The organism is Providencia sp. UF-224 (assembly GCF_058245955.1).
This window is the reverse complement of the sequence record NZ_JBSICC010000007.1, coordinates 128198-143791: the sequence shown is the minus strand read 5'-3', so window position 1 is coordinate 143791 and position 15594 is coordinate 128198. Positions and strand designations below refer to the sequence as shown.

Annotated in this window: 12 protein-coding genes; 9 read left to right on the top strand and 3 right to left on the bottom strand. The window is 39.6% G+C overall.

Annotated elements, in window-relative coordinates; translation table 11 throughout:
• Window positions 1-21: 21 nt before the first annotated feature.
• The 6 genes from AC4IFO_RS09325 (at window position 22) to AC4IFO_RS09300 (ending at window position 7058) form a co-directional block, all read left to right on the top strand.
• Window positions 22-1242: a ribokinase gene (locus AC4IFO_RS09325; RefSeq protein WP_490733731.1), complete on the top strand. Its 1221-nt coding sequence runs from the start codon at window positions 22-24 to the stop codon at window positions 1240-1242.
• A gap of 26 nt (window positions 1243-1268) precedes the next feature.
• The gene (locus AC4IFO_RS09320) at window positions 1269-2006 is read left to right on the top strand and encodes a glutamine amidotransferase (RefSeq protein ID WP_490733729.1); all 738 of its coding nucleotides are present in this window, start codon (window positions 1269-1271) and stop codon (window positions 2004-2006) included.
• Between the two features lie 119 nt (window positions 2007-2125).
• Window positions 2126-3091, top strand: a complete 966-nt coding sequence (locus AC4IFO_RS09315) for a DMT family transporter (protein WP_353242179.1) — start codon at window positions 2126-2128, stop codon at window positions 3089-3091.
• Between the two features lie 2 nt (window positions 3092-3093).
• Complete coding sequence (locus AC4IFO_RS09310; RefSeq protein ID WP_490733727.1) at window positions 3094-4125, top strand: phosphotriesterase family protein; 1032 nt, start codon at window positions 3094-3096, stop codon at window positions 4123-4125.
• A gap of 280 nt (window positions 4126-4405) precedes the next feature.
• Window positions 4406-4846 (top strand): DUF2946 domain-containing protein, encoded by a 441-nt coding sequence (locus AC4IFO_RS09305; protein ID WP_490733725.1) that lies wholly within the window; start codon window positions 4406-4408, stop codon window positions 4844-4846.
• Window positions 4847-5021: 175 nt separating this feature from the next.
• On the top strand, window positions 5022-7058 hold the full coding sequence (locus AC4IFO_RS09300) for a TonB-dependent copper receptor (RefSeq protein WP_490733723.1): 2037 nt from the start codon (window positions 5022-5024) through the stop codon (window positions 7056-7058).
• A gap of 51 nt (window positions 7059-7109) precedes the next feature.
• Here AC4IFO_RS09300 and AC4IFO_RS09295 read toward each other — a convergent pair whose 3' ends face one another.
• Window positions 7110-7994: a helix-turn-helix domain-containing protein gene (locus AC4IFO_RS09295; protein WP_490733721.1), complete on the bottom strand. Its 885-nt coding sequence runs from the start codon at window positions 7992-7994 to the stop codon at window positions 7110-7112.
• A gap of 912 nt (window positions 7995-8906) precedes the next feature.
• Between AC4IFO_RS09295 and AC4IFO_RS09290 the strand changes: the two genes are divergently transcribed.
• Window positions 8907-9161 (top strand): helix-turn-helix domain-containing protein, encoded by a 255-nt coding sequence (locus tag AC4IFO_RS09290; protein ID WP_490733719.1) that lies wholly within the window; start codon window positions 8907-8909, stop codon window positions 9159-9161.
• Window positions 9162-9340: 179 nt separating this feature from the next.
• On the opposite strand, the gene AC4IFO_RS09285 is transcribed toward AC4IFO_RS09290, so the two are convergent.
• Window positions 9341-10336, bottom strand: coding sequence for a hypothetical protein (locus AC4IFO_RS09285; RefSeq protein ID WP_490733717.1), 996 nt, complete (start codon window positions 10334-10336; stop codon window positions 9341-9343).
• A gap of 257 nt (window positions 10337-10593) precedes the next feature.
• On the bottom strand, window positions 10594-11430 hold the full coding sequence (locus tag AC4IFO_RS09280) for a MurR/RpiR family transcriptional regulator (RefSeq protein WP_490733715.1): 837 nt from the start codon (window positions 11428-11430) through the stop codon (window positions 10594-10596).
• Between the two features lie 393 nt (window positions 11431-11823).
• Between AC4IFO_RS09280 and AC4IFO_RS09275 the strand changes: the two genes are divergently transcribed.
• Both AC4IFO_RS09275 and iolD read left to right on the top strand, forming a co-directional pair.
• A complete protein-coding gene (locus tag AC4IFO_RS09275; RefSeq protein ID WP_490733713.1) occupies window positions 11824-13335 on the top strand; it encodes a CoA-acylating methylmalonate-semialdehyde dehydrogenase in 1512 nt (503 codons plus the stop codon).
• A 12-nt stretch (window positions 13336-13347) separates the two neighbouring features.
• The gene (gene iolD / locus AC4IFO_RS09270; protein WP_490733711.1) at window positions 13348-15285 is read left to right on the top strand and encodes a 3D-(3,5/4)-trihydroxycyclohexane-1,2-dione acylhydrolase (decyclizing); all 1938 of its coding nucleotides are present in this window, start codon (window positions 13348-13350) and stop codon (window positions 15283-15285) included.
• Window positions 15286-15594 lie beyond the last annotated feature (309 nt).

Here is a 15594-nt window from a genome sequence, read left to right as displayed (position 1 = left end):
AATGCCATGAGGTAAAATGGCATGAAAGCAGAACGACATAAGAAAATAATTAGTATTTTAAAAAATACAGGCTCAGCAAAAGTTTCTGTTTTATCGAAAGAACTTAATGTCACGAAAGAAACCATTAGGGCGGATTTAAATTCTTTAGCAAAAAAAGGAATTATTAGCCGTTGCCATGGTGGCGCATATATCGAATTTGAAACCCTAGACAAAGTTGCTAAAAAGGAAATTATTCAATTTCTTGAGTGCAATGAAAGTTTTAATGAAAGAACAGATAAGGATGATGCCGTGTTAGGTAAAGTATGTGTATTAGGTTCATTTAACGTTGATATGATTAGTTATTTACCTCGACTTCCTGAAGCGGGTGAATCATTGTTATCGAATAAATTTATTTTTTCACCAGGTGGAAAAGGTTGTAACCAAGCACTAGCAGCAAGTTATTCCGATTCACCTGTGCATTTTATTACTAAAATAGGGACTGATCAATTTAGTGAATATGCAATAAATTTTATTTCTTCATCAAAAATAAAAACATCAACAATATACCAAACGGAAAAATACCAAACAGGAACGGCATCAATATTTGTCTCTGAAAACAGTGGGGAAAATATTATTTCGATATATCCAGGTTCAAATATGGATATCACTGCGGATGAGGTTAAAATTCAGAAAGATAAAATTGTAAATTCAAATATTATTCTTCTTCAACTGGAAACGAATATTGAAGCATTAAGGGAAATAATTGAAATCGGTAATGAATATAATATTCCGATTATCTTAAATCCTGCGCCTTACAATAATATCGTTAATGAGCTAATTGGAAAGATCGATATTTTGACACCGAATGAAACAGAAGCAAGCTTGCTCTCTGACATCAATGTTGTGGACATTGAAACTGCCAAAAAAGCAGCTGAAATTATCTATAACAAAGGTGTAAAAAAAGTTGTCATTACACTCGGAAGTAAAGGCTCTATTGCATTTGATGGTAATAAGTTCATTTATTCTCCGGCTTACACTGCCGTTGTTAAAAATACGGCGGGTGCAGGTGATGCATTTAATGGCGCTCTTGCAGCTTCATTAGCGAAAGGGAAACAATTTTCTTATGCCTTACGTTATGCATCCGCGTTTTCATCCCTTGCTGTTGAAACAAGCAACGCTTCAGAAATGCCTGAAGATATTAATGTTATGCATCGTATTAATCAAACAACCTACTCACAGGTTGTGACTCAATCCCCTGAATAAATTAATATTCTGAAACGAGGAAAAAAATGAAAATTTTATTTATTGGTGAATCATGGCATATCCATATGATCCACACAAAAGGTTATGACAGCTTCACATCAAGCAAATATGAAGAAGGCGCTACATTTTTATTAGAGTGTTTAAGAAATAAAGGTGTGGAAATTGATTATATGCCAGCCCACACAGTGCAAATGGCATTTCCGAAAACTGTCGAAGAATTAGAAAAATACGATGTTGTTGTAATCAGCGATATCGGTGCTAATACATTTTTACTGCAAAATGATACTTTCTATAATATGAAAGTATTACCAAATGCATTAGGCCTAATTAAGCAATATGTTAGCCAAGGCGGCGGTTTATTAATGATTGGCGGTTATTTATCCTTTATGGGTATTGAAGCGAAAGCGAATTATAAAAATACGTTATTAGCAGAAGTATTACCGGTTGAAATGCTAGATGGTGATGACCGTGTGGAAACGCCTGAAGGTATTTTCGCAACACCAGAAAATACACAACATGACTCTATTAAAGGTTTTGGTAATTGGCCTATGTTCTTAGGCTATAACAAAGTTAAGCCAAAAGAAAATACAGACGTCGTTTTAAATATTGGTGAAGATCCATTACTCGTCTTTGGCCAATATGAAAACGGAAAAACAGGTTGTTTTATGAGTGACTGTTCGCCGCACTGGGGAAGTCGTGAATTTATGGCTTGGGAACATTACTCAGATATGTGGGTAAATATCCTAAAGCAAATCGCACGTTAATTAATTCTTTAAAAGTAAAAAATCAAAAATAAAGAAAATAAGTGCTGGATTCTATTCAGCACTTTGTAAGCCGATTACAAAAATAATGACTCATAGTCAAAATCCAAAAGGAATATTTTATGAGTGCTAAAAGTTATTCTACTCCGTTTTTAATGATAGCGACGGTATTAGCCGGTATGTTATCGCCAATGCAATCCGCAGTGAATGGGCAGCTCGGTGATGTTTTAAAAGATGGTAATGCGAGCGCGGTTATTTCCTTTGCTAGCGGTTTGGTTGTGATGTTTTTTATCATTATTGCGAAAAAACAAACCCGACAACAATTTGCAGCAATTCCGAGTTTAATTAAAAACAAAAAAATTCCGCTGTGGAACTGGTTTGCAGGGTTATGTGGCGCAATGGTCGTGTTTTCTGAAGGGGCATCCGCCAGTGCATTAGGGATTGCAACCTTCCAAACAGCATTAATCTCCGCATTATTACTTTCTGGGCTATTATGCGACCGTTTTGGTATTGGTATCGATGAGAAAAAACCGTTTACCACGTTTCGTGTATTAGGCGCCGTGTTTGCTGTTGTTGCGACTTTATTTGTGGTGTCACCACAGTGGCATTCGAGCTCAGCAATTTATTTAGCTATTCTGCCGTTCTTAGCGGGTCTATTAGCCGGTTGGCAGCCAGCAGGTAACTCTAAAGTTGCCGAAGCGACAGGCTCAATGATGGTTTCTATCACGTGGAACTTTATTGTTGGCTTTACTGTTTTAACGATTGCGTTAGTCATTCGTATGGCATTGGGACACCTAACCCTTGAATTACCGGGTGTTTGGTGGATGTATTTAGGTGGCCCATTAGGTCTGATGTCGATTGCATTAATGGCTATTTTAGTTCGCGGTTTAGGTTTATTGATGTTAGGTGTGGCTTCAACGGCAGGCCAGTTACTTGGCTCCGTATTAATTGACCTTCTGTTACCATCCCTCGGTAATACCGTCTATTTAGTCACTATCATCGGTACCGTATTTGCCTTAGTGGGGGCGATTATCACTACCATTCCTGAGTTTAGAGAAGCAAAAGCGACAAAAGCCGCAGGAGTATAAAGATGAAAGGGTATATCCAAACAGTGACGGGTCCTGTTAAAAAAGAAGAAATGGGACTGACATTGCCACATGAGCATCTGTTTAACGATTTATCAACCGTTGTCGATGAGCCATTCTATGACTTTTCGCATGTTCTAGTTGATAAAAAAGTCAGCGCAGATATCCAATGGGGACTTAAACATGACCCGTATTGCTGCTGCGATAACATGGATAAAAAACCCATTGAAGATGTCATCTATGAAGTGAATAACTTCAAAGAGTTAGGTGGTAGAACATTAGTTGATGCTACAGGGTCAAAAGCGATTGGTCGAGATGTCCATCAATTACGCGAAGTGGCGATTAAAACAGGCATTAATGTTGTTGCTTCTTCGGGGTTATATATCGAAAAGTTTGAAGGTGATCGCCTCGTTAATGATATCGATGCCATGGCTAAAATGATTGATGATGAGCTGAATATTGGTATTGATGGAACCGATATCTGTGCGGGTATGATTGGTGAAATTGGTGTTTCACCATTTTTTACCGAAGGCGAAAAAAACAGTTTACGCGCGGCTTCCGTTGCACAGTTGGCAAATGATCATGTCTCAATGAATATTCACATGCCGGGCTGGCAGCGCCGTGGTGATGAAGTCCTTGATATCTTAATTAAGGAAATGGGTGTTAACCCAGCTAAAATTTCATTGGCGCACTCAGACCCATCAGGGAAAGATTTTGATTACCAACGCCGGATGCTAGACAGAGGCGTATGGCTTGAGTTCGACATGATAGGTTTAGATATTTCATTTCCAAAAGAAGGGGTTGCTCCCACAGTGACCGAAACTGCGGATGCAGTGTGTAAGCTGATTGAGATGGGTTATGGCCAGCAAATCGTGTTAAGCCATGATGTATTCCTTAAGCAAATGTGGGCTAAAAATGGGGGGAATGGTTGGGGATTTGTTCCTAATGTTTTCTTATCTTTACTCGCGAAAAAAGGCGTTGATAAATCAATGCTCAACCGTCTTTGTATTGATAATCCTGCGAATTTATTGGCATAAATGATTTAGTTCTATTTGAAAAGAAAACATTTGCGGCATCTCATAATGAGTGCCGCATTTTTTGCTTTTTTAGTTTGGTAAGGGGCACTCATGAGCTTGAGATAACTTATCAATTATTCAACTGATTGATTTTACTATTGAATTATATCGGACGTATATTACTAAAAACACGCATAAAACTTATATTCAATTAACATTTTCCACAAATACCAATAACAATGAGAATCAAAATAAGATACAATCGCGCGTTATAAATTCGTACCCAGATGACGGAAAAACGTTGCACCTGCGCTCCTCAATTAGACAACTTGCTGCCTATCTGGCGTTATTAGCGGTTGCTATGTTGTTCATTGCGCCATTGATCTCTAAATCGATGGAACAGATGAATGATTGCATAGCAACGAATAACGTTACAGAGAACACTGCAATGGCAGAGCATTCGATGCATTCGCATCAAGGTATGCTGATGCCTGAAAGTTGTGAGCACAGTGGTGCAATGAATCACATGTTAATGACGGGTATTGGGCAATCGCCGATGGAAGATATTGCCTGCGGTTACTGTCAATTATTGGTTCACTTTCCATTTCTTATCTTATTTATTGCCGCTGTTATTCGACAGCTTGCAACACTAACACTGTTCCTGCCATTTGAACGTCGCGTCCAGCTTTGGTTATTTAGGCCTTGGACCTTGCGTTTAGCCCGTGCTCCACCATTTATCTGATTTTTTATCATTAATACATTCATAACATAATTCTATTTTTGCCTTATTCAGCAAAGTCGATTTTGTACGTCTTGAATTTGATTACTTTTTCAAGAGGTATTCCTATTAGGAGCGTCGATTTTGTGGCTAAGACAACGATGGCAGTATTTCTATTAATATAAAAAACAGGTTATAAATGAAGACATTACAATTTAGATTTGCACCTGCGGCAGTATTGGTTATCAGCGTGATTGGTTCCACCTCAGTGATGGCGAAAAATGATATTAACCAAAGCCCAATCTCTGAAAGCTCAGTCATGATCGTGACTGCACCTGTTGATTCCCCATTAACGATTACGACGTCACCAAAAACACCAAGGCAGCCCGTTCCTGCCAGTGATGGTTCTGATTACCTCAAAACTATTCCCGGTTTTTCCCAAATTCGTAATGGTGGAACCAATGGCGACCCGGTATTTCGTGGCATGTTTGGTTCACGTTTGCGTATTTTAACTAATGACAGTGAAATGCTAGGCGCATGCCCATCAAGGATGGATGCACCAACATCTTATATATCCCCTGAAAACTTTGATGTGCTCAATATGATTAAAGGGCCGCAAACGGTATTGTGGGGGCCGGGTAACTCAGCAGGAACTATTCGTTTTGAACGTGAAAAACCATTATTTACTGAAAGTGGTATGAAGGGGAATGCAAGCGCGTTAACGGCCTCGAATCACCGCTGGGATACGAACGCGGATGTTAGTTTGGGCAATGAAACAGGCTACTTACGCGTTATTGGCAATAAATCACGTTCTAATGATTATAAAGATGGTAATGGCGATAAAGTTCCGTCGAAATGGGACAAATGGAACGCGGATATTGCACTGGGCTGGACGCCAGATGAATACACGCTATTAGAACTTACTGCGGGTAAAGGCGATGGCGAAGCGCGTTACGCAGGACGTGGTATGGATGGTTCCCAATTTAAACGTGAAAGTTATGGGTTGCGATTTGAAAAGAGCAATATCGGCGATGTTCTCGACAAAATAGAAGCCAATGCCTATTACAACTATGCCGACCATATTATGGATAACTATTCTTTACGCTCACCATCAGGTGGCGGAATGGGAGGGCATATGGGGATGGGGCATGGCGGCCATAGTATGATGAACATGCCAATGAAAATGCGCGTTGACCGTGAAACCATGGGTGGGCGTGTGATGGGAACATGGTTATGGACGGATTATGAGCTGCGAGCGGGGGCTGATATGCAAACTAACAAGCACCGCAGTAAAAATACGGCTGGCTGGGTGAAAGATGCGCAGTTCCAAGATTATGGCGTATTTAGCGAATTAACATGGCAAGCCACGGCACAAGGAAAAGTTGTCAGTGGAGCACGTTTGGATCGCGTAATCGTTGAGAATAATAAGGAAATCGGCTCTTCAGGGCGTAATACCGTCATGCCAGCGGGTTTCGCTCGTTATGAGCATTCCCTCGAAAATACCCCTGTAATGTTGTATGCAGGTGTCGGCTATACCGAGCGTTTTCCTGATTATTGGGAACTGTTTTCACCAAAAATGGGCCCAGACGGTACAAGTAATGTTTTTGATAGCTTAAAAACAGAAAAAACCACCCAATTGGATATTGGGGCTAAGTTCAGTCATGAGAATACCAATGCGTGGGTTTCTGCCTACGTAGGTCGTGTTGATGATTTCATTCTTTTCCGTTATAGCGCCAGCAATCCTCGGATGAGCCAAGTTGAAAATGTGAATGCCATGATCATGGGCGGAGAGCTCGGTGTGGCGCAAAAACTTAGCGATGAGTGGAAAGCCGATGCTAGCCTTGCTTATGCATGGGGTGAAAACAGAACAGACGGTAAAGCGCTTCCACAAATGCCACCACTTGAAAGCCGTTTTGGTTTGTCTTGGGAAAAAGGGGATTGGACAACGACAGGGTTAGTGCGTGTTGTCAGTCGTCAAAGTCGTGTCGCCATCAACGACGGCAATGTGGTGGGGAAAGATTTTAGTAAAAGTGCAGGTTTTACCATTTTCTCATTCAATACCGCATACAAAGTGAATGAAAATATGAAGTTAAGTGCTGGGGTCGATAATTTGTTTGATAAGACTTACAGTGAGCACTTAAATTTAGCGGGTAACAGTGGGTTTGGTTATTCATCTAACGTACCGGTGAATGAACCGGGCAGAACGTTCTGGGCTAAACTGAACGTAACGTTTTAATTTCTAGCCTACAAATAACCCGCTATTTATTAGCGGGTTATTAAGAACATTTTAAATTATAACGGGTATATAGTAATTGAGTTCTTGAATATAGCTATATGGGTTATTGATAAAGTCATCGTAAGTGGGTTTAGACTTCAGGACATAAAGCTCAACATCTGAGCCATCCCCTCGAACAATATCCATTTCAGCCAAAACCTTACCATAAGCAGTATAAATAATATCGTTGTAATCAGTGCCTTGAAGGCTGCCACTAAATTTAATTTCTAAATAATCTCCTGCGGGGACTTGCAGGCTTTTGGCTTGTGCGGGAACGATATCCACATCTTTTTCATCTAAAGCCGTAGTATATAAAAAACGGCCTTCTTCGTTAGCATTCGGGTCAACGCCATGAATAGCATATAAATGCTGAGTAACATATTGGTTTTTATCAAGAAATGACTGCCAGTAATGGCGTCTAAGTTCTTCAGTCTTGAGATTCCACTCATTAATGTCTTGTGTATAGCGGTGTTGTACACCTAATAGATGAGTTGCAGGAAGTTGTGTTAACTTCACCTGCACTTGTAACTCTTTACTGTCTCGAAGTGGAAGGCAGAAACCATCCACTTTCCAACCTTCACGTTTGCGATATTCTGATGGTGTCAGATTAAACTGCTTTTTGAAGGCGCGGCAGAATGTTTGCTGAGAATCGAAGCGATAGCGAAGAGAGATATCCATGATACTATCATTGGTTAAACGTAGTGCTACCGCAGAACATGATAAGCGCCTTGCTCGAATATACGAACCCAGCGCTAACCCTGTTTGATTTTTAAACAGGCGTTGAAAGTGCCATTTTGTGTATCCTGACCTATCAGCCACCGTATCAAGGGATAGGCGAGACTCCAAATTTTGTTCAATCCAAAGAATAATTTCTCTGATAACGCTTTCTTGTAGCATGATAATCCCTTCAATTCGCTTTTACTTAAGACCAACAGAATGCAAAACTATCAATAGTAGAGGGTAATGTTAGGTAAGTATTCATAAGTGCTCTAAATAGGATAACATGTCTACTGACAATTTAATTAAAAAGATGTGAAGTTAAGTAAGTTTTCTATTGGTTTGATTTAACATGGAATCAATGCATTACGCATGTTCGGTGTTAATTTCGATGTTCGCCTAATATTACTATAACGTTTAATTTTTTTATTAAATAAATATTAATATTAAATTAATATGTAAAATAAGAAAGAGTGCTGTAATTCATAAATCATCAATATTAGATGGTGATTTAATGATTATTTAAAAAAGATATAGTGTGGTAAATGTTATTATGTTTATTTAAAGAGAAAAACATTTGGATTATTTAGATGATTTTTTATCGATGCACTGGTTTTTTATGATTAGTAGGTTAAGGTAAGTTTTAGCTTGTTTTTATTGATTAATTTCTGAAGGTGGAAACTAAATGATACAATTGACAATAAATTGACACGATAAATGTAAGGAAATAACAATAAATAGCTCAGATTGATTTTATAAGATGAAAAAAATAAGCTAGAATTTTAAATTAATTAAAAATCAATTTCAAAAACAGAATGACATTATTGGATTATTCTGAAAAAGAATGTTCATTATGTGTTTTTTTGCTATTGAATTGTGATGTTGTTCAAGTTTAAAATGTAACAATGTAAATTTAAAAATTGTTTTATTTCAATTGGATGGGCTTTGATTTTTTATTTTTTTATAAGTTAATAGTCTTATTTTGACGTGTTTAACTGAAATTTTATTATCATAAATCAATTTATATATTTAATGGTAATGATAATTTACGCATCCATTAATAGTAATGTTATTAAATCTATCGGGAAAGTTATGAGCAAAGATAATATCGCAAAAATGTTAGGCTTGAAAATTAAAATGCAACGTGAGAGTCATAAAATGACAATTAAGCAAACTGCAACATTAATTGGTGTGTCTGAAGATGAAATGAATCGTTTTGAGACAGGTGATAGTTGTATTGATGTTGATTCATTATTTCAATTTGCATATTTATTTAACTTAGAACCAGCCAGCTTTTTATATGGCGTAGTCAACACAAATAGTGGTGCTCGTAGTACGTTACATTAGTTTATTATCTTATTAATCGTTATTGGAAAGCTAATTAATTAGATTTATTTATAATGTATGTCATGGTACTCATTTTTATAAAATGTATTATTTTAAAATACATTATATAAATTCAATGAGTTATGAAATATGAAAGCAAATAGCCTTTACATCATTAAGTATTTACAAATAGATTTATGCTAAATAAAATCATTGTTAGTCAGCAGGTTTATTATTTCATCAGTGAGTTTATTTGCTTGTAACCAGTGATTTATTTGAAATGATTTTTCTTCATTACGGAGTTTTAGAATAAATTGGTCAAGTTGCTTAACGATGGAGGTTTCCTCGTTAATGTTTTGATTTTCTTGGCTAATAGTCAGTTTACTCTCAGCTTCGTAACTGTGATTACACTGTTTAAGTGAAATTTTATCAGCGATGTTTCCGGTATTAAAAAACAGCTCAAATGAAACGAGTAGTCCGCTTTTATGGCGAAGGTTGATGATAATGACGTCACCATTTTCCATTTTTGCGAACGGGTGGGAGTATTGAACGGAAGCCTCGCTTAGCGAGAAGTCTGGTAATAATGATAAAAGTAATGCAACTTTTTGCGTTAATACGCTACGTAACGTATTAAAAGGTAGCCTATTTTCAGGCTCAATCACTCGGTGTGCCGAAAGCCTTAGCAAGCCAGTTTCGGAACCACTACTGATTGTTAAAGCCGTTTTTAATTGAGTGAACGCATCTTCAAATGAAAGTACAGGGTTGTAATTAATGCACACGCCATTACGTTTGGCGCGTTTAAGTAAATCACTGAGTTCTAACTCACTGTAGTTAGGAATATTATTGAGTAAGAGATCTTTTCCTGCATCAATAGCTCGCTCTATCGTGAATTTTAGTAATTCATCGCTGCATACTGATGTCATGATGATGGAATTAATATCATCATTATTCATCAACTCTTCGATTCTGCGCTTTTGACACATGTAATAGCTCATTGACGGTAATGGCGGTTCAATATCGCAAACCGCTTTTAACTCGCAGTGGTGTGAGCTTAACTTTATCGATTGAATATAAGGCAAATTTTGGTTATGCGTCCCGATTAAACCAATTCCAGTGCGGTCCAAAGACATCACTGAGTGCTGTTCTTCGAGTAAACGAAGGTGGCCAAGCAAATAAAGGAAGTGAGTGTTTATCATGCTTTTTCCTTATTTTCGGTTTTGAGTCGGAAATTTACATAATCTCAACATAACAGGGCGGAATAATAATTTCATTTGAATGTTATAATGGAATTTGTATTTTCTGATGTAACTCACAATTTACAGAAAATAATGTCGAAAAATCACATTTAAGTTGTCGAGTCGAAAAATGCGCGGTGGGTTAAGAAATTTTGATTCACAATCGGCAAATAGAATGCTCTTAACCCATGGAGGCGTGAGTTAAGAGCAATTATTAGCTAAATGAGTTTATTACCTTGGCGGTAGGCTAATGCAACGGTTAATGACTGTGCTAAACATAATGTGGCTGACTGAGAACGAAACGCATCAACTTGGGCTTCTTTAATTACAAAGCAGACATCACTAAAGCTGGCGAGTGGGCTAATTTGGCTATCGGTAATCACAATTTGCTTTGCTCCTGCCTGAGCCGCTTTTTCACTTACCATCACTGTTTCTGAGGCATAAGGTGTGAAACTGATCGATATAACGACGTCATTTTCGCTAATCCGGCTGATCTGCTCTTTAAACATTCCACCAAGACCATCAATTAACACCGGGCGACATTCTAAATGGCTGAGAGCATAACTTAAGTAAGTTGCCACGCTAAAAGAACGACGCAGCCCTATAATATAGACATTCTGGGCATCGGCTAATAATGAAACGGCTTTTTCCATATCTTCAGCAGGGGTTCTTGCTGCCATTTGCTGCAACGCTTGTGCGTTTGAATGGGCAAATTCTTTTAAAATTTGTGCTGGATCATCACTTAATTCCTGCTCGCTATCCATCTCACGAAAGAGCCTTGCTCTATCTGTATAGCTTGCGGTTTCCTCGACCAAATTCATGCGAAACAGTTGTTTCATTTCATTGAAGCCACTGAAATCGAATGCATTGGCGAAGCGGATCAAGGTAGATGGAGGCACATTGGCCTCTTTAGCGATAACCGCAACCGTATCAAAGGCGACACTATTCGTATTATCGAGTACGTATCTTGCGACTTGTTGTAGACGTTTACTTAACTCATCGTACCGAGCACGAACTTGCTCTTGAAACTCATTTAAATTTGCTGCACTTGACATATAACCTCCATGATTTGGCTCTAATTGTAGTTGTTTTGTGCCGTTAGTCGAATCTTTTTGAAACAATCAGTTCATACGATCCTGTCTTTTCTTCTCATTTATTGTAATTACTGGGTATTTCACTCAACAAATTGAATGGGTTATCTCACGTATTTCTTTTATTGAATACAGGAGAACAGCCCCATTTAACCCCATAAGTTTGATTGTTCTTGGGGCAATTAATGATTAAAGCGGTTTTTGAAACGAGCGTCTCTAAAGTGAATAAAAAATTTCATAAAAACTTTGGCTGGATCACATATATTGAATGTTGTTTCAAATTTGATTGAAAATGAAATGAATATTTCATATACATTAAGTAACACAAGGTAACTCTATCAGCTAAAGAGAGGCAGCATGGAACAGATTCATAATTTCATTGGTGGTGAAATCGTATCCAGTCAAAGCGGGCGATTTGCGCCAGTATTTAACCCTGCAACAGGGGCGCAAATTGCACAAGTTGGACTTAGCAGTGCCGATGAAACGAAAAAAGCCATAGAAGTTGCGCACAAAGCATTCCCAAAATGGGCAAAATTATCACCGTTAAAACGTTCACGCATCCTGTTTAAATTTAAAGCATTACTCGAAGACAATATGGATGATTTAGCGCGTTTAATTTCAAAAGAACACGGTAAAGTTTTCTCCGATGCAGTGGGTGAATTGACCCGTGGATTGGAAGTTGTTGAATTTGCTTGTGGTATTCCACATCTGCAAAAAGGTGAGCACTCAGCCAATGTCGCAACGGGCGTAGATAGCCATTCATTAATGCAACCTTTAGGGGTGTGTGCAGGGATTACGCCGTTTAACTTTCCAGCAATGGTACCCATGTGGATGTTCCCAGTAGCGATTGCAACGGGGAATACCTTTGTTTTAAAACCGTCTGAAAAAGACCCTTCTTTAGCACTGGCATTGGCTAAACTGCTTAAAGAAGCGGGCTTACCTGATGGCGTTTTTAACGTTGTACAAGGGGATAAAGAGTCTGTTGATGTCTTATTAACAGCGCCGGAAGTCCAAGCGGTCAGTTTTGTCGGTTCAACACCTATTGCAGAATATATTTACGCAACTGCATCTGCTCATGGTAAGCGTTGCCAAGCGTTAGGTGGTGCAAAAAATCATTGTATCTTAATGCCTGATGCAGATATGGGGCAGGCCGCAAATGCGATTATGGGCGCAGCGTTTGGTGCTGCGGGTGAACGCTGTATGGCGTTGTCAGTGGTATTAGCGGTTGGTGATGAAACCGCAGATGCGTTGATTGCTAATCTGAAAGGGCAAATTGCCAAAATGACGGTTGGCCCAGGTATCACTGAAGGCAAAGAAAATGACATGGGGCCAGTTATCTCTGCACAGCATAAAGCTAAAATTTGTGATTATATAACTAGCGGCGAAAAACAAGGTGCAACCCTGCTAGTTGATGGTCGTGATTTTAAAGTGACAGGTTTTGAAAATGGCTATTTCGTTGGGCCAACATTGTTTGATAATGTCACGCCTGAAATGGACATTTATAAAGAAGAAATTTTTGGACCGGTGCTTGCTGTCGTCCGTGTTCCAGATTTTGAAACAGGTTTGAAACTGATTAACCAGCACGAATATGGTAATGGAACCGCAATATTTACCCGTGATGGTGAAACAGCTCGTGAATTCCAAGAGAATGTTCAAGCGGGAATGGTGGGTATCAATATTCCAATTCCTGTTCCGATGGCATTCCACAGCTTTGGTGGATGGAAACGTTCTATTTTTGGACCCTTAAATGTGCATGGAAATGATGGTGTTCGCTTCTATACTCGCATGAAAACGGTGACAAGCCGTTGGCCTGCTAGTGTGCGCTTAGAGCATCATGAAAGTAGTTTCACAATGCCAACCATGGAATAAATGGAGACCCAAATGAATAAGCAGAAAATGACTACAGCTCAAGCATTGGTAAAGTTTCTTAACCAACAATATGTTGATGTCGATGGTGAGCAGTATCCGTTTATTCAGGGAGTATTTACGATTTTTGGCCATGGTAACGTTGTAGGTTTAGGGCAGGCGCTTGAAGAAGCACCTGGCCACCTGCGTGTCTATCAAGGGTGTAATGAGCAAGGTATGGCGCATATTGCGACGGGATTTGCTAAGCAAAAGAAACGTAAACAAATTTTTGCTGTTACCTCTTCAGTCGGCCCCGGTGCGGCGAATATGATCACCGCTGCCGCGACTGCCACGGCGAATCGTATCCCATTGTTATTATTACCGGGTGACACATTTGCTACTCGCCAACCTGACCCTGTTTTACAGCAAGTCGAACAATATGGTGATGGCACAATCAGTACCAATGATTGCTTCCGTCCTGTTTCCCGCTATTGGGATCGAATTTCGCGTCCTGAACAATTGATGGCGGCAATGGTTAATGCCATGCGGGTATTAACTGACCCTGCGGATACCGGGGCTGTAACCATTTGTTTACCGCAAGATGTGCAAGGTGAAGCGTGGGATTACCCTGATTATTTCTTTGAAAAACGTGTTCACCGCATCGAACGTCGCCCTGCAACAACGGTGAGTATCGAAGAGGCTGTTGCCCTGATTCAAAGTAAGAAAAAACCACTGTTAGTCTGTGGTGGCGGGGTGCGTTACTCTGAAGCGCATGATGCATTTGTGCAGTTCGCTGAAGATTACCACATTCCGTTTGGGGAAACCCAAGCAGGGAAAAGCGCCATTGTTGCGAGCCACCCACTGAATATGGGGGGGATTGGCACGACTGGGGGATTAGCCGCGAATTTACTGGCGAAAGAGGCTGATCTTGTTATTGGTGTCGGCACCCGTTTTACTGATTTTACAACGGCGTCGAAGTCGTTGTTTAGTCATCCTCAGGTTAAATTTTTAAACATCAATGTCGCCGAGTTTGATGCAAGCAAATTGGATGCATTAAAAGTGGTGGCAGATGCAAAAGAAGGGCTGCAAGCACTTGATGCCAAACTGAAAGGTACAGGTTATCAAGGTCAGTGGGGTAATGAAATAAAACAAGCGAAAGCGCAGTGGAAAGAGGAACTCGACCGCTTGTTTAGTATTCAGTACCAGCCATTAGATTTTGTTCCTGAAATTGCAGGGCACCTTGATGATAAGCTCGAGGAATACCGTAAGGCGCTAGGAAGTGAGTTGACGCAAACCCGTGTGCTGGGGTTGATGCAGCAACATATGGAAGATAACGCCATCATTGTGGGCGCAGCGGGTTCATTACCCGGTGACTTGCAGCGTATTTGGTTACCCAAACAGCGTGATACCTACCATTTGGAATACGGTTATTCTTGTATGGGGTATGAAATTGCGGCGGCAGTCGGTGCCAAGATAGCGGCACCTAAGCAACCTGTGTATGCGATGGTTGGCGATGGTTCTTATCTGATGCTACATAGCGAGTTACAAACGGCTATCCAAGAGAACATTAAAATCACGATTTTATTGTTTGATAACGCAGGGTTTGGTTGCATCAATAACTTACAGATGAGCCAAGGTATGGGGAGTTTTGGCACAGAGAATCGCCATCGAAACCCACAAACGGGTTTAATGGATGGGCCATTAGTGAAAGTGGACTTTGCGAAAAACGCAGAAAGTTATGGCTGCAAAAGTTATCGCGTACACGATGAAGCCCAGCTTTTAGATGCCCTAGAGAGCGCTAAAGATCATCCAGGTTGTGTATTGATTGATATTAAAGTACTGCCAAAAACAATGACAAATGGCTATGAGGCTTGGTGGCGAACAGGTACGGCTCAAGTATCTGAGAAACCAGAAATTGTTGCTGCGGCAGAAAGTATTAAACAGATGGTTGAGAACAACGTTCGTCTTTATTAATGAATGCTTAGTTGCTCATTGAATGGTCATCGGCGGTAGTTAACCGCCGAGAAGCACTCTTGGGTGCTATGCCTATAAGGGGCATCAACATCGTCAGGTAGGGTCGTTATTGGAAATTTAGCAAGGATTGCGTTTCATTTTATATTCTACGTGGTTAACATTTGCGTTAGCTTTATCTATTTATGCCCAGCTTTTGCTGGGTTTTTTTATGGTTTTAATAGTTTAAAAATTAAAAAATAGAAACGTATGTTTCGAAATATCACTTTATTGAGTCGGGAAAAGGGATGATGAATTAAAAAAGGGATATGG

Bases quoted from the DNA above. Each gene is read 5' to 3' on its own strand.
- AC4IFO_RS09325 (WP_490733731.1), top strand. From the start codon at position 22: ATGAAAGCAGAACGACATAAGAAAATAATTAGTATTTTAAAAAATACA.
- AC4IFO_RS09320 (WP_490733729.1), top strand. From the start codon at position 1,269: ATGAAAATTTTATTTATTGGTGAATCATGGCATATCCATATGATCCAC.
- AC4IFO_RS09315 (WP_353242179.1), top strand. From the start codon at position 2,126: ATGAGTGCTAAAAGTTATTCTACTCCGTTTTTAATGATAGCGACGGTA.
- AC4IFO_RS09310 (WP_490733727.1), top strand. From the start codon at position 3,094: ATGAAAGGGTATATCCAAACAGTGACGGGTCCTGTTAAAAAAGAAGAA.
- AC4IFO_RS09300 (WP_490733723.1), top strand. From the start codon at position 5,022: ATGAAGACATTACAATTTAGATTTGCACCTGCGGCAGTATTGGTTATC.
- AC4IFO_RS09295 (WP_490733721.1), bottom strand. From the start codon at position 7,994: ATGCTACAAGAAAGCGTTATCAGAGAAATTATTCTTTGGATTGAACAA.
- AC4IFO_RS09290 (WP_490733719.1), top strand. From the start codon at position 8,907: ATGAGCAAAGATAATATCGCAAAAATGTTAGGCTTGAAAATTAAAATG.
- AC4IFO_RS09285 (WP_490733717.1), bottom strand. From the start codon at position 10,336: ATGATAAACACTCACTTCCTTTATTTGCTTGGCCACCTTCGTTTACTC.
- AC4IFO_RS09280 (WP_490733715.1), bottom strand. From the start codon at position 11,430: ATGTCAAGTGCAGCAAATTTAAATGAGTTTCAAGAGCAAGTTCGTGCT.
- AC4IFO_RS09275 (WP_490733713.1), top strand. From the start codon at position 11,824: ATGGAACAGATTCATAATTTCATTGGTGGTGAAATCGTATCCAGTCAA.
- iolD (WP_490733711.1), top strand. From the start codon at position 13,348: ATGAATAAGCAGAAAATGACTACAGCTCAAGCATTGGTAAAGTTTCTT.